At 64.0% G+C, this 18,254-nt stretch carries 10 protein-coding genes; 5 read left to right on the forward strand and 5 right to left on the reverse strand.

The window, feature by feature from the left end:
- Positions 1–40: 40 nt before the first annotated feature.
- From HHL25_RS16420 to HHL25_RS16435, 4 genes are all read right to left on the reverse strand, one after another.
- Complete coding sequence (locus HHL25_RS16420; RefSeq protein WP_169593546.1) at positions 41–736, reverse strand: VIT1/CCC1 transporter family protein; 696 nt, start codon at positions 734–736, stop codon at positions 41–43.
- An 87-nt stretch (positions 737–823) separates the two neighbouring features.
- The gene (locus tag HHL25_RS16425) at positions 824–1,612 is read right to left on the reverse strand and encodes a pseudouridine synthase (protein WP_169593548.1); all 789 of its coding nucleotides are present in this window, start codon (positions 1,610–1,612) and stop codon (positions 824–826) included.
- 83 nt (positions 1,613–1,695) lie between these two features.
- Positions 1,696–5,190, reverse strand: coding sequence for an ATP-binding protein (locus HHL25_RS16430; RefSeq protein WP_169593550.1), 3,495 nt, complete (start codon positions 5,188–5,190; stop codon positions 1,696–1,698).
- The gene (locus HHL25_RS16435; RefSeq protein WP_169593552.1) at positions 5,187–6,458 is read right to left on the reverse strand and encodes a metallophosphoesterase family protein; all 1,272 of its coding nucleotides are present in this window, start codon (positions 6,456–6,458) and stop codon (positions 5,187–5,189) included. Before HHL25_RS16435 ends, HHL25_RS16430 begins: the two co-directional genes overlap by 4 nt.
- Before the next feature lie 240 nt (positions 6,459–6,698).
- Here HHL25_RS16435 and HHL25_RS16440 point away from each other — a divergent pair, with 240 nt between their 5' ends.
- From HHL25_RS16440 to HHL25_RS16450, 3 genes are all read left to right on the forward strand, one after another.
- On the forward strand, positions 6,699–7,322 hold the full coding sequence (locus HHL25_RS16440) for a TetR family transcriptional regulator (protein WP_169593554.1): 624 nt from the start codon (positions 6,699–6,701) through the stop codon (positions 7,320–7,322).
- 80 nt (positions 7,323–7,402) lie between these two features.
- Positions 7,403–8,533: an efflux RND transporter periplasmic adaptor subunit gene (locus HHL25_RS16445; protein WP_169593556.1), complete on the forward strand. Its 1,131-nt coding sequence runs from the start codon at positions 7,403–7,405 to the stop codon at positions 8,531–8,533.
- Positions 8,534–8,562: 29 nt separating this feature from the next.
- A complete protein-coding gene (locus HHL25_RS16450) occupies positions 8,563–11,706 on the forward strand; it encodes an efflux RND transporter permease subunit (RefSeq protein ID WP_169593558.1) in 3,144 nt (1,047 codons plus the stop codon).
- A 64-nt stretch (positions 11,707–11,770) separates the two neighbouring features.
- On the opposite strand, the gene HHL25_RS16455 is transcribed toward HHL25_RS16450, so the two are convergent.
- A complete protein-coding gene (locus HHL25_RS16455) occupies positions 11,771–13,525 on the reverse strand; it encodes a glucan ABC transporter ATP-binding protein/ permease (RefSeq protein ID WP_169593560.1) in 1,755 nt (584 codons plus the stop codon).
- A 346-nt stretch (positions 13,526–13,871) separates the two neighbouring features.
- Here HHL25_RS16455 and HHL25_RS16460 point away from each other — a divergent pair, with 346 nt between their 5' ends.
- Complete coding sequence (locus tag HHL25_RS16460; protein WP_169593562.1) at positions 13,872–14,612, forward strand: LuxR family transcriptional regulator; 741 nt, start codon at positions 13,872–13,874, stop codon at positions 14,610–14,612.
- A gap of 114 nt (positions 14,613–14,726) precedes the next feature.
- Complete coding sequence (gene pyc / locus HHL25_RS16465) at positions 14,727–18,188, forward strand: pyruvate carboxylase (protein ID WP_169593563.1); 3,462 nt, start codon at positions 14,727–14,729, stop codon at positions 18,186–18,188.
- Positions 18,189–18,254: the final 66 nt, after the last annotated feature.

The following is an 18,254-nucleotide window of genomic DNA, read 5'->3' on the forward strand; positions in this document are numbered from 1 at the left end:
GATGGCGCCGGTACTCTTGCGTGAACCAATGCCTTCGGCGCTAGACTGCGGTTCCGACCACCGCGCCAATTCCGGCCGTCAGCGCCATGGCGAAAGCTCCCCAGAAAGTGACGCGCAGCGTGGCGCGCGCAATATTCGCACCACCGGCCTTGGCACCGACCGCACCAAGGAGGGCGAGGAACAGCAGCGAAGCGACGGAGACCGTCCAGACCAGGGTGCTCGCCGGAGAAATCACGACCATCAGCAATGGCAGGGCAGCGCCGACGGCAAAGGTCGCGGCCGATGTGAGGGCTGCCTGGATCGGCCGGGCGGTGGTCATTTCGGAAATGCCGAGTTCGTCATGGGCATGGGCGACCAGGGCGTCCTTGGCCATCAACTGGTCGGCGACCTGTCGTGCAAGCTCCGGTTCGACACCGCGGGCGACATAGATCTGAGCCAGTTCCTCCCGCTCGAATTCCGGCTGCGTCTCGAGCTCCTTTCGCTCCCGGCTCAGGTCGGCCTGCTCGGTATCGGATTGCGAGCTGACGGAGACATATTCACCCGCCGCCATCGACATTGCCCCGGCAACCAGACCGGCGATGCCGGCCACGAGAACCTCGGAGCTGCCTGCGGAAGCGGAGGCCACGCCGACGACGAGGCTGGCTGTCGAGACGATCCCGTCATTGGCGCCGAGAACGGCGGCACGCAGCCAGCCGATGCGCGAAACAAGATGGTTTTCCGTGTGTAGCCTGCTCATGGGTGAAATCCCGCTCCCGTCACCGACAATCGATCTATCAAGCCTAGCAGCTCACCCATGTCGGGCGAAAGTCAATCCGGGTGATGTTCAAGCGCGACCGGCGCGACGCTTCAGCGCCGCAACTTCGGTTTCCGTCAGAAAACGTGTGCCGCCCTTCTCAAGGTCGCCGAGCAGCAGGTCTCCGAAGGCGACGCGCACCAGCCGCAGGCACTCGAAGCCGGTCGCCTCCAGCATGCGGCGGATCTCCCGGTTCTTGCCCTCATGCAGTTCGAATTCCAGCCAGCAGGTCTTGTCGGCTTCCCGGAGAATCCGTACGCGGGCGGCCTTCAGCAGCTCTCCGTCATCGAGGATGCCGGCGGTCATGCGGGCCAGATCGGCTTCGCCGGGGCGGCCGCGCGTCTGTACGTGATAGATCTTGGCGATGTCGCTTTCCGGGTCGAGCAGGCGCTGGGCGAGCACGGTGTCGTTGGTGAAGAGCAGGAGGCCCTCGCTCGCCTTGTCGAGGCGGCCCACGGGAGAAACATGCGGGATGTCGAGATTTTCGAGGCAGGAAAAGACCGTCTCACGGCCTTCGGGATCATCCCGCGTGGTCACCAGTCCGCGCGGCTTGTTCAGCATCAGGTAGACCCTGGTTTCCACTCCGACCGGCTTGCCGTCGACGGCGATGCGATCGGTGCGGATGTCGACCCAAGCGGAAAGGTCGGTGACGCACCTGCCGCCGACGGTGACATGGCCATCGGCTACGAGCTTTTCCGCCTGGGTACGAGAACAGTAACCGAGCTTGGAGAGAGCCCTGGGAAGGGTCACGCGGGTACCAGGCGCTGCTTGCGAATTCTTGGCCAACCGTCTCACATCCGGAATTGTCAGGGCGGCCATTCGGCCGCAGGTTTCAACGGGTCAACGACTGCCCGCGCGGTGGCGATCCCGTCAAGAGAAATGTGACGGGGCCGACCTGCGGGCTAGCTCGAGATTTCGTGGATCCGGACCTGTGGCACCACACGCCGGGCGATGTCGCAGAGATGGCGATGGTGCGTGAGATAGATGACCTGGCCGATCTTCGCCATTTCCCCGAATAGCCTGAGCACTTCTTCCGAGCGCGGTTCGTCAAAGGTCTCCATGATGTCGTCGGCGATGAAGGGAACGGAGGGCCGGCTTGCGGCGAACTCCTCGTAACCGGCGAGGCGAAGCGCCAGGTAGAGCTGGAACTGGGTTCCCTTGGACATCTCGCTGGCCAGCTTCGAGCCACCCTGGCGCGACAGGCCGATCAGGGTTTCGCGGTCCTTGTCGGGCTGGGTCGCGAGGCCGGTATAGTCACCACGGGTGATGAGGCGGAAGGCGTCCGAGGCGCGTTTCATCATCGATGAACGATGCTTGTCGCGGTATGCCCGCAGGGCCTCGCCGGCGATGAGCACGCCGCTCTTGAGACGCAGGTTACTGGCTGCGTGCTCCTCGATCTCGAGGAAGATCGTCCGGCGTTCGGCTTCGATCCGGGCGACCTGATCGTCGCCGCCGACCGCATCCAGCCGGTCACCCGCCCGCGTCTTCTCGGCGAAGAGCTGCCTTGCGCGCTCGTCGAGATCGTCGAGCCGGGCGGCAAGCTCTGCTTGTTCCTGTTCCATGGCGTCGAAATCACTCGCCTCCACGTCGGCCAGCGCGGCTTCGATCGTGGCGGCATGCAATTCGGCGAGGAGCTGCTCCCGAAGGCCATAGAGGCGCGTCTCGCGGCGGGCCCGTTCGTTTGCCGCTTCGAGCGCGAGCGCGACCTCGGCCAGCGTGTCGACCCCGAAGAACGAGGTGAGCTCGCTCTTGCGGGCGGCGTGTTCCGCGAGATCCTGCCTGAGCTTGCGCTGGGTTTCGGCGAGGCGATCGAGGGCGGCGATTTTATCGGAGCGCAGCGACTGGTCATGGCGCGCCTTTTCCAGACGAGCGGCGAGCGTCACGGCGGTGCGGCTGGCCGAAGCCGGGTCGGCGGTTTCGCCCAGATCCGACAGGATGTCCTGCACCTCGGCGACGAAGTCGGCCTGATCCTTTTCCATCGTGGCGATGCGTCGCGCCAATTCGTCTCGATCATTCAGGGCGGGGGCGAGTTCGTTGAGGGTCTCGATGATTTCACGTACCGCCCCGGTCGAGGTGATCTCGCCGAACCAGGTTTCCGCGAGGGTGGTCGAGAACCGAGCTTGCCAGTCGTCCCGGTCTTTCTCGGCTTCCTCGAATTCGCGCCGCCGATCGTCAAGCGCACGCTTATGGTCGGCGATGGCTTTTTCCGCCGCTGTCCGGGCGGCGGCCCTGCTGTTGCCGGCGGTTACGGCAGCCTCGGCCACTTCGAGCAGTTCGGTAAGCGTTTGTCCCGTCCGGTCGAGGCCGACCGCGTCGAGGGCCGTGGCGAGCGTGTCACGATCGAGTTCGGCATCGGCCCGCGCCGTCGCGATTTCGTGCCGGGTCGCCTCTAGGCGCTCCCAGGCGGACAGGGCGTCGGAGCGTGCGCGGACAAGCTGTTCGATCAACGAGAACAGCCGGGCCAGGTTGCCGTCTGCGCTGACGGACAAGGCCTTTGGCAGTGTGCCCCGCAGCTCAGAAATGAGTCTTTCCCGCTCAGACTTCGCTTCGTCCAGCAATTCCTCCTGGCGGTCGATCCCCGCTGCCGCAACCGACCGTTCCTCGGTGAGGGTGCGCAGATCGGCAAGGTCGCGCATCGCCGCCATGCGCGCCGTGGTTCCGAGGTCATCGGCATGCATGGCTTTTTCGAAAGCCTCGGCGCTTTCCTTGTCCAGCCGCTGAAGATGGTCCTTCCATGCAGCGTCGCGTTGAGCGCGCAGTCGGAGTACTTCGGCATCCTCGACCAGCCCGCCGCGTGCGCCGAGGGCGGTGATCCGCGCTTCGACCTGCCTGTGCTGGGTGACGAGCTGGCGTCCGCGCTCGGTATGGTCGGCGATGCGGCTGTCCACGGCGGCAAGAGCCGCGCGCCAGATCTCGAGTTGTCGCGGATCGGGCAAGGCAAGGATACGGAGAGCTTCGCCGTCAAGGAGATCTCCGTCGGCGAGCTCGGCAAGCGGGCGGACGGCTTCGGCAAATCGGCGCTCCAGATCACCGAGACTGCGCTCCGCAAGCCGCAATCGGGTCGAATGATCGCTGCGGCGGACAATCGCCAACGTTGCCGTGAGCCGGCTAATCATCGAAGCGTCGGCGTCCTCGCCACGTGCGACCAGGGCCTCGTGTTCGGAATCGGCTCGCTCCTTGGCGACCCTTGCGGCCGCGAGCTCGCGGGCTGCGGTTTGCAGGCGCGCCTCGACGCCGGAACGCATCTCGATTAAGTCACGCAGGGCACCGATGGTCGCGGCCGGCAGAAGCAGGTCTTCCGGCGTCTCGAATCCCGTCCGGTCCAGTCGGGTCAGGATGCCGCCGATGGTGGAGTTTCGAGCGGCAAGGGCTATCCGGCGCTTCGGCAGATCTTCCTCCGCTCCGGCGAAACGCGCGAGCCCCCTGGCGAGATGGGTGATCCGGTCGGAAAGCGCGAGAACGGGTTCATCGAGTTCGCTGCCTTCGATTTCCTGCCGCACGCGCTCCATGTCCGTCTCGATGCCGGCAAGGCGGGTCGCGAGCCGGGTCTCCTCCTCCATCAGGCCGGGGAGATCGCGGGCCCAATCGGCCGGGGGACGCCGAAGGCCGGCGTTTTCGGCGAGCTCCGCTTCGAGCCGGCGGTATTCGGCGGCGAGCGGGCGGGCGCGCAACAGGCGGGTGATCGCCTCGCTTCTCGCTCTTGCATTGCCGCGCGCATGCATTGCCTCGTCATAGGCCGCCTCGGCGTGGCCGAGTGCGGCGACGAGGCCGGCATGGGTCGACGCCAGGGTGTCGATTTCGTCGCGCCGCGTCTTCAGTTCCGCAAGCTTTTGCTTCAGCTCGGCGATCCGCGTGGAGCGTGCCCGTTTTTTGTAGAGCGCGTCGGCCTCGTCCGAGATGGCGCCCAGTGTCGTGCTGACACCGGCCAGACCGGCGCTGGCTGAAAAGAGCAGTTCGCCGAGGTCACCCTTGCTCTGGAGGATGGCATTGCCACCCTCCTCGAGCGTCACGTCGTCGAGCGAAAACATCGTGCGATAGGCGTCCCGGCTGACCCCCGCCAGCGGAACGGACAGCAGTGCCTCAGGCACCGCTTCGCCGCGCCCGTCGAGCAGCGATCCGGCGCGTTGCTTGACGCGCTTCAGGTCGTGGGACGCGCCGGCGAATTCCAGGCAGCCGCCGACCTGCATGGCACTATAGGCATGCAGGAAATTGTAGCGGCTGCGTTCCTCGATCCCGTAGAGCAGATCGAGGTAGGCGGAGAGAGAGGTCGACTTTCCGGCCTCGTTGAGACCGTAGACGATGTGCAGGTCCGGCGCGCCCGGTTCGACCGCGCCGAAGTCGATCACATGGTCGGTGAACTTGCCGTAGCGGGTGAGATCGAGTCTCCGCAGCCTCATTCGGTGGCCCCCGCACCGTCGCTCCTCAGACGGGAGACGATGTCGTCGCTGCCTTCGGCCAGCAGCCGTTCGACAAAGGCCTCGAACTCAGCTTCGTCGCTCCCGGTGAAGGCGCGGCTCTCGGGCGGAAGCTCGTCGCGCAGTTCCTTGACCATGCGACGGACTTCCTCGCGCAGCCCGTGTCGGATCGACACGTCGTCGCGCATCAGTTCGGCAAGCTCGATCAGCGGATCGGCGCTCGACCGGGAGGATGCCTCGCCCGGCGCCTTGGTGGTGATCTCGATTTTTTCGATCCAGGCTCGACCAATGCCTTCGGCGCGCTGCTCGGCTTCGGCGAGCAGCAGGTCCCGGTCGCGGCGCAGGCGCCACGACAACGGCGTCGTGCCGGTCAGCACGAGGCGTGCGACAAGATGATCCGACGGCATGCGGCCACGCAGTTCGGCAACCGACGTTTCGATCGTCTCGACGACGTCGAACCAGCTGGCGGCCTGGCTCAGGTCGACGGGAAGACGTGCGAATTCCGCGATGCTCGCCAGGCGCTCCTCGACGGTGAGGCTGCGGTCGTCGTGGATGGTCACGAGTGATATGCCCTTCGGGCCTGCCTCGTTGATGTCGCGTCCCTGCGGCATGCCGGGCATGACGACCGTTGTGCGGCCCGCGTACTCGCTGCGCTGGTGGATGTGCCCGAGCGCCCAGTAGTCGAAACCCGAGCCCTGCAGGTCGGCGAGACTGCACGGGGCGTAGACGTCGTGGCCTGGGGCGCCGGCGAGGCTCGTGTGCATGATCCCGACATTGACCCGGTCCGGCAGCGGCGGCCGATACTTGGGCAGCAGGCTTTCGGGCGCCTGGGGTCTTGCAAAGCTCAGGCCGTGAAAGGCGATGCCGAGGCCTCCCTTTTCCACTTCCACGGCCTCGGCCCGGCCGGAATAGACCTTCACCGAGGGCGGCAGAACGAGTTCCTGGGTGATGCGCGACAGGGCGTCGTGGTTGCCGCGTATCGTGTAGGTGGCGATCCCGGCCTGATGCAGACGCTGCATCTGCGAGGCGAGGAAGCGCGCCGTCTTCATCGATGTCTGGTCGCCGTCATAGAGATCGCCAGCGATGACGAGCGCGTCGACCTGCTCCTCGACACAGAGATCGACGATCCTGACCAGCGCCTGGCGGGTCGAGTCGCCGATCAGGTCCGCGAGCTCCCTGTTGCGCAAGGACAGCGAGCGAAGGGGCGAATCCAGATGGATGTCGGCAGTGTGGACGAAGCGGAAGGCCATCAGCGGTTCATTCTGGTCCTGTCTTTGGGCAGGTCGCCGGGCTTACGATTCTCCGCCGGCGGTGCGCTGACGATATAGGCACATTCCGGACGGCAACAAGCGATTTCACCGCCAGCTTCCAGTCCTTCCCGGTGTACGCCCTCGAGGACGAGGTCTCGCGGGGCAGGCGAGGTTGACAAAAATCATCTGTCGATTTACAACTGACGAAATTCGAAATTCGTCAGTCATCAGGATCTGCCTATGGCCACCGTCAATACCGAAAGCGAAAGCCATTCATCCGAGAGCCTTGCGCGGCAGGAAAACGTCAAGCGGATCCTCGATTCCGCCGAACGGCTTTTCCGCCACTACGGCTACAGCAAGACCAATGTCGCCGACATCGCCCGTGACCTCGGCATGTCGCCGGCGAACATCTATCGCTTCTTCGAGTCGAAGAAGGAGATCCTGCAGGGGCTCTGCAGCCGGATGCTCGGCGCCGGTTACGAACTGGCCCTCAGCATTGCTTCCCTGCCGATCAGTGCAGAGGAACGGCTTCGCCGCTATGTCGAGATGGAGCACCGCCTGACGGTCGAGACCATGATGGACGCCGAGAAGGTCCACGAGATGGTGGTCGTCGCCATCGAACAGAACTGGCACGTCATCGACCAGCATATCGACCGGATGAACGAGGTTCTTCAGAAGATCATCGAGGACGGGATCGCCGCCGGCGAATTTCCCGATCAGGATGCCATCGTCGCGTCGCGCTGCTTCGGTGCCAGCACCGTCATCCTCAGCCATCCGCAGCTTGTCGCCCAGTGCCTGAGCAAGGAGAACCGCGCATCTCCGGCCGAGCTGACCGAATTCGCGATCCGTGCCCTGAAGGCCTGATCGCGGCGCGAAACAGAAGATCAAATTGCGAGAATAAACGACCAGCCGCGAAGGCCGCCCTTCGCCGAGGATAGCGTCCCATGTATCAGAAAACCGTCCTTCCCCTGCTGCTCGTTGCAGCGCTTGCCGGCTGCTCCGCCGAAACGGCGGAAGCGCCGAAGGAACCGGTCCGTCCGGTCAAGGTCGTCGAGGTGGCTCCGGCCGCGATGACGCGCCAGCTCAGCTATTCGGGCGCCGTCCGCGCCCGCAGCGAAGCAGCAGCCGGTTTCAGGATCGGCGGCAAGATCGTCGAGCGCAGTGTCCACATCGGTGACCGGGTTCGCGCCGGCGATGTGCTCGCCAGGCTCGATGCCACCGACTACGCGCTTTCGGTGACGAGCGCGCGCGCCAATCTCGTCGCGGCCGAACGGCAGGTCGAGACCGCCGACTTCGCGATGAAGCGTGCCGACCAGCTGTTCAAGCAGCAGGTGGCGGCGAAGGCCCAGCTCGAACAGGCGCAGCTCGCCTACAATCAGGCGGTCGCGGCACGCGATTCCGCCCGTTCGGTGCTCGCCCAGGCGGAAAACCAGGTCGGCTATGCGGAACTCACGGCCGACAAGGACGGCATCGTGACCGCGACCCATGCCGATGCGGGGCAGGTTGTCGCTGCCGGCACGCCGGTGGTGACGGTCGCCGTCGACGGCGAAAAGGAAGTCTCGATCGCCGTCCCGGAAAACGACGTCTTCGCATTTGCCCCCGGCAAGGCGGTCAAGGTGGGCGTCTGGTCGAATGACAGCGTCGCCCTCGAAGGCAAGGTTCGCGAGGTCGCCGGCAGTGCCGATCCGGCGTCGCGCACGTTCTCCGTCCGCGTGTCGCTACCGGCCGACGATCGGGTGCTGCTCGGCATGACGGCATCGGTTCGGGCCGATGCCGAAAGCGGCCAGCCGCTCTTCAGCCTGCCACTCACCGCGCTCGCGCGTGACCCGGCCGACCGTCCGATCGTCTGGACGGTCGATCCGGCAGCGAAGACGGTGCATGAGCGTCCTGTCACCGTGGTCGATTTCTCCGACACCGGCGTGCGCGTGTCGGAAGGCCTCAAGCCCGGCGACCTCGTCGTCGTCGCGGGGACGCAGTTCATGAGCGAGGATCTGAAGGTGAAGCTTGCGGCCGCCGATGCCGAGCAGGCCTCGCTTGCCACCGGCAGCATCACGCCTGCCAGCCAGACCCGCTGACCCAACCCTTTCGAGAACGGATTTACGCCATGACCACGTCCACCGATAAGGGTTCCTTCAATCTGTCGCGCTGGGCGATCGGTCACCCGAGCATCGCGCGCTTCCTCTTCGGCCTGATCCTGATCGCCGGTGTGCTCGGACTGATGCGCATGGGCCAGAAGGAAGACCCCGACTTCACCTTCCGCGTGATGGTCGTTCAGGCCGTCTGGCCAGGGGCCTCGATCACCGACATGCAGGACCAGGTGGTCAACAAGATTGAGCGCAAGCTGCAGGAAGTGCCGCATCTCGACTGGGTCAAGTCCTATACCCGGGCCGGCAGCGCGATCATCACGCTGCAGGTCGAGGGCGATACCAATGCCGATGACGTGGCAGACGCCTTCTACCAGGTGCGCAAGAAGGTGGGAGACATCTCGAGCGAATTGCCGGAAGGCCTGCTCGGGCCGTATTTCAACGACGAGTTCGGCGACACCTTCATCACCCTGCACTCGCTGTCCGGCGATGGCTACAGCTATCCCGAGCTCAAGACCTACGCCATCCAGGCGCGTGACATGCTGCTGACGACACCGGGCGTCGAGAAAGCGGTCATTCTCGGGGATCAGCCGCAGAAGATCTACATCGACGTCTCCTCCAAGGTTCTTGCGGAACGCGGCCTGACGTTCAGCGATATCAAGAATGCGCTGGAAGGTCAGAATGCCATCGATCCCGCCGGAACGATCGATACGGGCGAACGCTCGGTCCGCATCTCCGTCGACGGCGGGTTCGGACGCGCCGAGGACATTCGCGAACTGAGGCTGCGAGCCGGCCAGCAGGTGACCCGTCTCGGCGACATTGCCACGGTCACCGAGGGCACCGAAGATCCCTATCAGCGCAAGTTCCGCTTCAACGGCCATGACAGCGTCCAGGTCGGGGTCGTGATGGCCAAGGGCTTCAATGTCACCGATGTCGGCAAGGCCGTCGAGGAAACCTTCCAGCGCTTCGAAGCATCGCTGCCGCACGGCGTCGAGGTCGCGCAAATCTCGAACCAGCCCGAGGTGGTGCGTGAGGCTGTCGGCGAGTTCATGAAGGCGCTGGTCGAGGCGCTTGCCATCGTGCTGGTGGTGTCCTTCGTGTCGATCGGCTGGCGTTCCGGTCTGGTCATCGCGATCGCCATCCCGCTGGTGCTCGCCGCCACCTTCGCCATCATGTACGAACTCGGCATCGATCTGCAGCGCATCTCGCTCGGGGCGCTGATCATCGCGCTCGGCCTGCTTGTCGACGATGCGATGATCGTCGTCGAGATGATGGAGCGAAAGCTCGAAGAGGGGCTGCACAAGATCGACGCGGCGAGTTTTGCCTATACCTCGACCGCTTTCCCGATGCTGACCGGTACGCTGATCACCACGGCAGGCTTCATCCCGGTCGGATTCGCCGAATCCACCGCCGGCGAATATGTACGCTCACTTTTCTACGTGGTCGGCATTTCGCTGGTCGTATCCTGGTTCGTGGCGGTCTATTTCACGCCCTGGCTGGGGTACATGATCCTCAAGCAGCGGCACCACGCCGGAAGCCACCAGGACGTGTTCGATACCGGCTTCTACCGGCGCCTGCGCGCGACGGTCGGCTGGGCCGTGCGCCATCGGCTGATCGTGATCGGCCTGACGCTCGCGACTTTCGTCACCAGTCTCTGGGCCTTCCAGTTCATTCCGCAGAACTTCTTCCCGCAGTCCTCGCGTCCGGAAATCCTGGTCGATCTGTGGCTGCCGGAAGGGACCAGCATCAACGAGGTCGAGACGCAGGCCAAGGCGCTTGAAGGCCGGATCATGGACGACCCGGACAAGCGCTTCGTCGCGACCTATATCGGCGAGGGCGCACCGCGCTTCTTCCTGCCGCTCGACCAGCAGCTTCGCAATCCGAACTTCGCCCAGCTTCTCGTGATGGCGAATGACGAGCCGGCTCGCGAGCGCCTGATTGCCAAGCTCCGCGGCATCCTGGCGGAGGACTTCCCGTCCATCCGTTCGAAGGTCGACAGGCTCTTCCTCGGCCCTCCGACGGGTTGGCCCGTGCAGATGCGCGTCTCAGGCTCGGATCGGGCCGAGGTTCGCCGTATTGCCGACGAGGTGAAGGCCGTGTTCCTTGCCAATCCGCTCCTGAGTGCCGTTCACGACGACTGGCTGGAGCCGGTGCCCGCGATGAAGCTGGTGGTAGACCAGGACCGCGCTCGTGCACTCGGCGTCACGTCGCAGCGCCTCCGGCAGATGCTGCAGGCGACGATGAGCGGTGCGCCGCTCGCCGATGTCCGGGCCGGTGAGGAGACCATATCGATCGTCGCCCGCGAGCCGGACGACAGCCGGCAGCTGTTGACGGCGGTCAACTCGGTCTACATTCCGACCGACAACGGTGCCTTCGTGCCGCTGTCGCAGGTGGCTCGCGTGGTTCCTGTTCTGGAACAGGGCATCGAGTGGCGCCGCGATCGCCTGCCGACCATCACGGTTCGCGGTACCTTGCCGGACGACGTACAGTCGAACGACGTGGTGACGGAGATCTATGGCCAATTGCAGGACCTGCGCGCCAGCCTGCCGGCCGGTTACAAGATCGAGGTACAGGGCGGCGCCGAAGACAGTGCCGAAAGCCAGGCGTCGATCGCCGCCAAGGCCCCGGTCATGCTGCTCGTCATTGTGGTGTTGCTGATGATCCAGCTTCAGCATTTTGGAAAGGCGATGCTGGTGCTCGCGACCGGTCCGCTCGGTATCATCGGTGCCGCTGCCGCGCTGCTCGTCAGCGGCGCCCCCTTCGGCTTCGTGGCGATCCTCGGCGTGATTGCCCTGCTCGGGATCATCATCCGCAATTCGATCATCCTGATCGACCAGATCGACCAGGACATCGCTGCGGGCATGGAGCGTTCGGAAGCAATCATCGGCTCGGCAATCCGCCGTTTCCGCCCGATCATGCTCACGGCACTCACAGCCGTCCTGGCGCTGATCCCGATCTCGCGCGGCGTGTTCTGGGGTCCGCTCGCCTATGCGATGATGGGCGGCATCCTTGTGGCAACCGTTCTCACCATCCTGGTGCTGCCGGCAGCCTATGCCTTGTTCTTCGGTCGCGAGCCGAAGAACAAGGGGAAGGTCGAGGGCGCGGGCGGTGCGGGCGCGGCCGGCAACGAGAACAGCCTGCCGCCGGCCGTCGCTGCTGAATGAGGCCTGGCGGCCGACGTCGATTGAGACCGCGGCCGCTTGTCTTCCCGGCGATGCCGGGAAGTCTTCAGGGTGCTGCTGCTGCGGCGGCCGTTTCCTCGGTCAGCAGGCCGCTCGTCTTGAGCAGGGAGGCGAAGCGACCGCCGCTGGCGCTGAGCTCGTCATAACCGCCCATCTCGACGATGCGACCGTGATCGAGGAAGAGCACGAGGTCGGCCTCGCGCACGGTGGAAAGTCGATGCGCGATGATGAAGGTCGTGCGGTTCCTGCGAAGGCGGTCGATCGCCGCTTTCACGCGCGCTTCCGTCTCGACATCCAGCGCACTGGTCGCCTCGTCCAGAACGAGGATTGGCGCATTCTTCAGGATCGCGCGGGCAATCGCGATACGCTGGCGCTCGCCGCCGGAGAGACGGTTGCCGCGCTCGCCGACGACGGTCGTCAGGCCGGCGAGGCGGCTTTCGATGAAGTCCGTCGCTGCCGCGGCCTCGGCCGCCTTGAGGATTTCCTCGTCACTCGCGTCCTCGCGACCCAGCCGGATATTCTCCTGGATGGAGCGGTTGAGCAGGCCGGCATCCTGGAAGACCGTGGCGATCGAATGGCGGAGCGATTTTCGGGTGACGGCCGAGATGTCCGTACCGTCGATCAGGATCTTGCCCTTCTGCGGTTCGTGAACGCGCTGGAGCAGGTTGATCAGCGTCGTCTTGCCGGCGCCGGTCGGTCCGACAATGGCGATCGTCTGCCCGGCCTTTACTGAGAAGGAGACGTCGTGAACGCCCTGGGTGGTGTTGGCGAAATCGAAGGAGACGTCGCGGAACTCGACGTCTCCCTTCACGTCCTTGAGTTCGGCGGCACCGGCCGGCTCCTCGCGTTCCTGGACGGAATCCTCAAGCTGGTAGAAATCCTCGAGCTTGGATCGTGCCTCGAAGATCTGGGTGGCGAACTGGCGCATCTGGTCCAGTCGACCGATGAGCAGGCCGGCAAAGCCGGTAAAGGCGATGATGTCGCCGACCTTCAGTTCGCCCTGCTGGACGAGGATCGTGCCGATTACCAGGATGACCAGCATCGAAACTGTGGAGGCGATGCGGTTGAGGGCGCTGGCGATGGCCCACCAGTCGAGCACCGGATATTGGGCGGCGAGCAGCTGCTGCGCATACTGCTTCAGCGCACGCGTCTCGGCCTCGATGCGGTTGTAGCTGTGCAGCACCGAGACGTTGCTGATCGAGTCGCTGACGTGGGAAAAGACCGTATGGTAGTGGCTTTCCACGGAGGCCTGACCCTCCTTGGTGCGGTTCATCACCGTCTTGCCGATCAGGACGTAGAGCACGCTGAGGACGATCAGCACGGAGGACAGCCGCCAGTCCATCGAAAAGGCGGTCGGAATGAGCAGGGTGAGTGCCACGGCGGTCGCCAGGTGAGTCCGCATGAACTCAAGCCACAGGCCAAAAAGGGTCTCGCTTGCTCGCAGCAGGGTGTGCAGGGCGTTCGAGGTGCCGCGCTGGTGATGCCAGTTCAAGGGCATGGAGATGATGCGGCCGAAGGCTTCGGTCAAAAGATCGGCGCGGCGGCCATGGGCGAGCCGATCGGCTTCGCGGGCGACCAGCACATAGGCAATCGTGTTGAATACGCCGAAACCGCCCCAGGCGATCAGCATGGTCTTGGCATCGCCCTTTTCCGAGATGGCGTCGATGATTCGGCCAAAGAGGATGGGCTCGACGATGGTAATGACCGCCAGAATGATGTTGGCAATCACCACCATGGTCACCCGCAGGCGGTAGGCCGCCAGATATTTGAGAGCCTTGATGTAAACCTGGAACAAGGACAATTGCTTTACCCCATCAGCGGGCCTGAATGGCGCGCGCTGTTTCAACCGTTTTTCTTATAAACCGACAAGGACATATGCCATAGTACATGGCGGGTCGATTGCATCTTTTCGGCGGCCCGCAGACGCGCAATCCACCCAGGAATGGTCGGTCGTTCATGTTCCGACCCGCATGATTGTGGTGGTCAGCTTTTGCACGGATGGCTAGATTTCATGTGTTAGATTTAAATGCCTCCTAACCGAATATGTTAGCTTATGCCCCAATTCCACCCGGCCAAGGCCGATAGAAACGGGCGCCGTATGGCTTTTTCGTGATTTCGCTCGGGTGATGACTTTTTGGGGGGTTCGTGTGAGCGTTAATCAGTTGGTCCAGTTCCTGGTCATCGCCGACGAGTACCGGAATGCGGAAGAAGTGGTGGCTGAATTGCAGAAGCTGTTCAGTCTCTATCGGTTCGAATACTACGGCATCGTTCGCCAGCCGAAGCCGAACGAGAACCCGATGTCACTGGTTCTGATGGGACATTGGCCGGAGCGCTGGCCGGAGACCTATATCACGAAGAAATTCGTGCTGATCGATCCGACGATCCGGTATCTCGGTCAGGCACAGAAGGGATTCCGCTGGAGCGACACGCTGGGTTTCTTCAAGAATGACCCGCACCGCAAGCGGATGGAGCGCATGATGATGGAGTCCGTCCGCTTCGGCCTGCAGGACGGTTACATTTTTCCTGTCCATGGGCGCACCGGTCTGCTCGGCAACATGACCGTCGGCGGCAAACCTGTCGATCTGTCTCCGGTCGAGATAACCCTTTTCGATGCGGTGGCGAAGAAGGCCTTCTGGCGTTTGCTCGAGCTTCGCAAACAGGTCGACGATGTGATGGAGGCCACCAAGGTCGACACGCGCATGACCCGGCGTGAAATGGAAGTCTTGAACTATCTTGCAGACGGCATGACGTCGAACGACATCAGCAAGGTGCTCAACATCTCAAACCACACGGTTGACTGGTACATGAACGGTATCCAGGACAAGCTTCGGGCGAAGAACCGGCAGCACGTGGTTGCGCTTGCCTTCCGGCTCGGCCTGATCACCTGAAACCGCGCGGAAATTTAGCAGGCCGCGGTCGGAGAAATTGAACTTCCGGGCACAACAGGATATGGAGATTTCGCAGGTGCAGCATGCCCCGCTAAATCGACTGAGGAGACCGATTTGTCCATATCCAAGATTCTCGTTGCCAATCGATCCGAAATTGCCATTCGCGTGTTCCGCGCGGCCAATGAACTTGGCCTGAAAACGGTTGCGATATGGGCGGAGGAGGACAAGCTCTCCCTGCATCGATTCAAGGCGGACGAGAGTTATCAGGTTGGACGTGGCCCTCACCTGGCCCGTGAACTCGGACCGATCGAAAGCTACCTGTCGATCGACGAGGTGATCCGTGTGGCCAAGCTTTCGGGCGCGGACGCCATTCATCCGGGCTATGGCCTCCTTTCCGAAAGTCCCGAGTTTGTCGATGCCTGCAACGATGCAGGCATTACTTTTATCGGGCCGCGCGGGGAGACCATGCGGCAGCTCGGAAACAAGGTGGCGGCGCGCAATCTTGCGATCTCTGTCGGCGTCCCTGTGGTTCCGGCGACCGATCCGCTGCCCGATGATATGGCGGAAGTCGCCCGCATGGCCGAGGAGATCGGTTACCCGGTGATGCTCAAGGCATCCTGGGGCGGCGGCGGCCGCGGCATGCGTGCGATCCGTGACCCGAAGGACCTGGCTCGCGAAGTCACCGAGGCGAAGCGCGAAGCGATGGCAGCGTTCGGCAAGGACGAAGTCTATCTCGAGAAGCTGGTCGAGAAGGCCCGCCACGTCGAGAGCCAGATCCTCGGCGACATGCACGGCAACGTGGTCCATCTGTTCGAGCGCGACTGCTCAATCCAGCGCCGCAACCAGAAGGTCGTCGAACGCGCTCCCGCTCCCTATCTTAGCGAGGCACAGCGACAGGAGCTCGCCTCCTACTCGCTGAAGATCGCCCAGGCCACGAGCTATGTGGGCGCCGGCACCGTCGAATACCTGATGGATGCCGACAGCGGTAAGTTCTACTTCATCGAGGTCAACCCGCGCATCCAGGTCGAGCACACGGTCACCGAAGTCGTGACCGGCATCGACATCGTCAAGGCGCAGATCCACATCCTCGACGGACACGCGATCGGAACGGCGGAATCCGGCGTTCCGGCCCAGTCCGACATCCGGTTGAACGGCCATGCGCTCCAGTGCCGCATCACCACCGAGGACCCGGAGCACAACTTCATCCCGGATTACGGCCGGATCACCGCCTATCGCGGCGCGACCGGTTTCGGTATCCGCCTCGACGGCGGTACGGCTTATTCGGGAGCGGTCATCACGCGCTACTACGATCCGCTGCTCGAAAAGGTGACCGCCTGGGCGCCGACGCCACAGGAGGCGATACAGCGCATGGACCGTGCGTTGCGCGAGTTCCGTATCCGCGGCGTCGCGACGAACCTTACCTTCCTCGAGGCGATCATCGGGCACCCGAAGTTCCGCGACAACAGCTATACGACGCGGTTCATCGACTCGACGCCAGAGCTCTTCGCCCAGGTGAAGCGCCAGGACCGTGCGACGAAGCTGCTGACCTATCTCGCCGACGTGACCGTCAACGGGCATCCCGAGGCCAAGGGGCGTCCGCGTCCGCCGGCTGATGCGGCGGAGCCGGTGGTGCCTTACATCGATGCGCCGGTCCCGGACGGTACGAAGCAGCTTCTCGACACGCTCGGCCCGGTCAAGTTCGCCGAATGGATGCGCAACGAGACGCGCGTGCTCGTCACCGACACGACGATGCGCGACGGCCACCAGTCGCTGCTCGCGACCCGCATGCGCACCTATGACATCGCGCGCGCCGCAGGCGCCTATGCGCGGGCCCTGCCGAACCTGCTCTCGCTCGAATGCTGGGGCGGCGCGACCTTCGACGTGTCGATGCGCTTCCTGACGGAAGATCCGTGGGAGCGTCTGGCACTCGTGCGCGAAGGGGCACCGAACCTCCTGCTGCAGATGCTGCTGCGCGGCGCAAACGGCGTCGGCTACAAGAACTATTCCGACAACGTCGTGAAATATTTCGTACGCCAGGCAGCAGCCGGCGGCATCGATCTTTTTCGCGTGTTCGACTGCCTGAACTGGGTCGAGAACATGCGCGTCTCGATGGATGCCGTGGCGGAGGAGAACAAGCTCTGCGAGGCTGCCATCTGCTATACGGGTGACATCCTCAACTCCGCCCGGCCGAAATACGATCTCAAGTACTACACCGCGCTGGCCGCCGACCTGGAAAAGGCCGGTGCGCATATCATCGCGGTCAAGGACATGGCCGGCCTCCTGAAGCCGGCTGCGGCCCGGATCCTCTTCAAGGCGTTGCGCGAAGCGACCAGCTTGCCGATCCATTTCCACACGCACGACACCTCGGGCATTTCGGCCGCGACCGTCCTGGCCGCCGTCGAGGCAGGCGTCGATGCGGTCGATGCGGCGATGGACAGCCTGTCGGGCAATACCTCGCAGCCGTGCCTGGGCTCGATCGTCGAGGCGCTGCGCGGTTCGGAACGCGATCCGGGCCTCGACCCCTACTGGATCCGCCGCCTGTCGTTCTACTGGGAGGCCGTGCGCAACCAGTATGCCGCCTTCGAAAGCGACCTCAAGGGGCCGGCTTCGGAAGTCTACCTGCACGAAATGCCGGGCGGCCAGTTCACCAATCTCAAGGAGCAGGCCCGTTCGCTCGGCCTCGAGACCCGCTGGCACGAAGTGGCCCAGGCCTATGCCGATGCGAACCAGATGTTCGGCGACATCGTCAAGGTGACGCCGTCCTCCAAGGTGGTCGGCGACATGGCGCTGATGATGGTCAGCCAGGACCTTACGGTCGAAGACGTCGTCGATCCGGCCAAGGACGTGTCCTTCCCGGAATCGGTTGTCTCGATGCTGCGCGGTGATCTCGGCCAGCCGCCGATCGGATGGCCGGAGGGTCTGCAGAAGAAGGCGCTGAAGGGCGAACAGCCCTACACGGTGCGTCCGGGCTCGCTGCTCGAAGACACCGACCTCGAAGCCGAACGCAAGGCGATCGAGGAGAAGCTCGACCGCAAGATCAGCGACTTCGAGCTTGCTTCCTACCTGATGTATCCGAAGGTCTTCACCGACTATGCGCTGGCCGCCGACACCTACGGTCCGGTTTCCGTGCTGCCGACGCCCTACTACTTCTACGGTCTGCCGGCCGGCGAGGAACTGTTCGTCGATCTCGAAAAGGGCAAGACGCTGGTTGTCGTCAACCAGGCCATGGGCGCCACCGACGACAAGGGCATGGTGACGGTGTTCTTCGAACTCAACGGCCAGCCGCGCCGCATCAAGGTCCCGGATCGCGCCCATGGTGCCGCCGGCAGCGCGGCACGCCGCAAGGCCGATCCGGCCAACGCTGGTCATGTCGGCGCGCCGATGCCGGGCGTCATCTCGACCGTGGCCGTGGCTGCCGGCCAGTCGGTCAAGGCCGGTGACGTGCTGCTGTCAATCGAGGCGATGAAGATGGAGACGGCGTTGCACGCCGACCGCGACGGTACGATCTCGGAAGTGCTGGTCAAGGCCGGCGACCAGATCGACGCGAAGGACCTGCTGGTCGTCTTCGCCGCCTGACACGTCTCACTGCCGTCTGAAACGAAAAGCCCCGCCGAGCGATCGGCGGGGCTTTTGTCATTTCAG

The sequence above is a fragment of the Rhizobium terricola genome (assembly GCF_012927355.1).
GTDB lineage: Bacteria > Pseudomonadota > Alphaproteobacteria > Rhizobiales > Rhizobiaceae > Allorhizobium > Allorhizobium terricola.

Coding starts and splice junctions, on each gene's coding strand:
- HHL25_RS16420 (WP_169593546.1), bottom strand. CDS start 736: ATGAGCAGGCTACACACGGAAAACCATCTTGTTTCGCGCATCGGCTGG.
- HHL25_RS16425 (WP_169593548.1), bottom strand. CDS start 1,612: ATGGCCGCCCTGACAATTCCGGATGTGAGACGGTTGGCCAAGAATTCG.
- HHL25_RS16430 (WP_169593550.1), bottom strand. CDS start 5,190: ATGAGGCTGCGGAGACTCGATCTCACCCGCTACGGCAAGTTCACCGAC.
- HHL25_RS16435 (WP_169593552.1), bottom strand. CDS start 6,458: ATGGCCTTCCGCTTCGTCCACACTGCCGACATCCATCTGGATTCGCCC.
- HHL25_RS16440 (WP_169593554.1), top strand. CDS start 6,699: ATGGCCACCGTCAATACCGAAAGCGAAAGCCATTCATCCGAGAGCCTT.
- HHL25_RS16445 (WP_169593556.1), top strand. CDS start 7,403: ATGTATCAGAAAACCGTCCTTCCCCTGCTGCTCGTTGCAGCGCTTGCC.
- HHL25_RS16450 (WP_169593558.1), top strand. CDS start 8,563: ATGACCACGTCCACCGATAAGGGTTCCTTCAATCTGTCGCGCTGGGCG.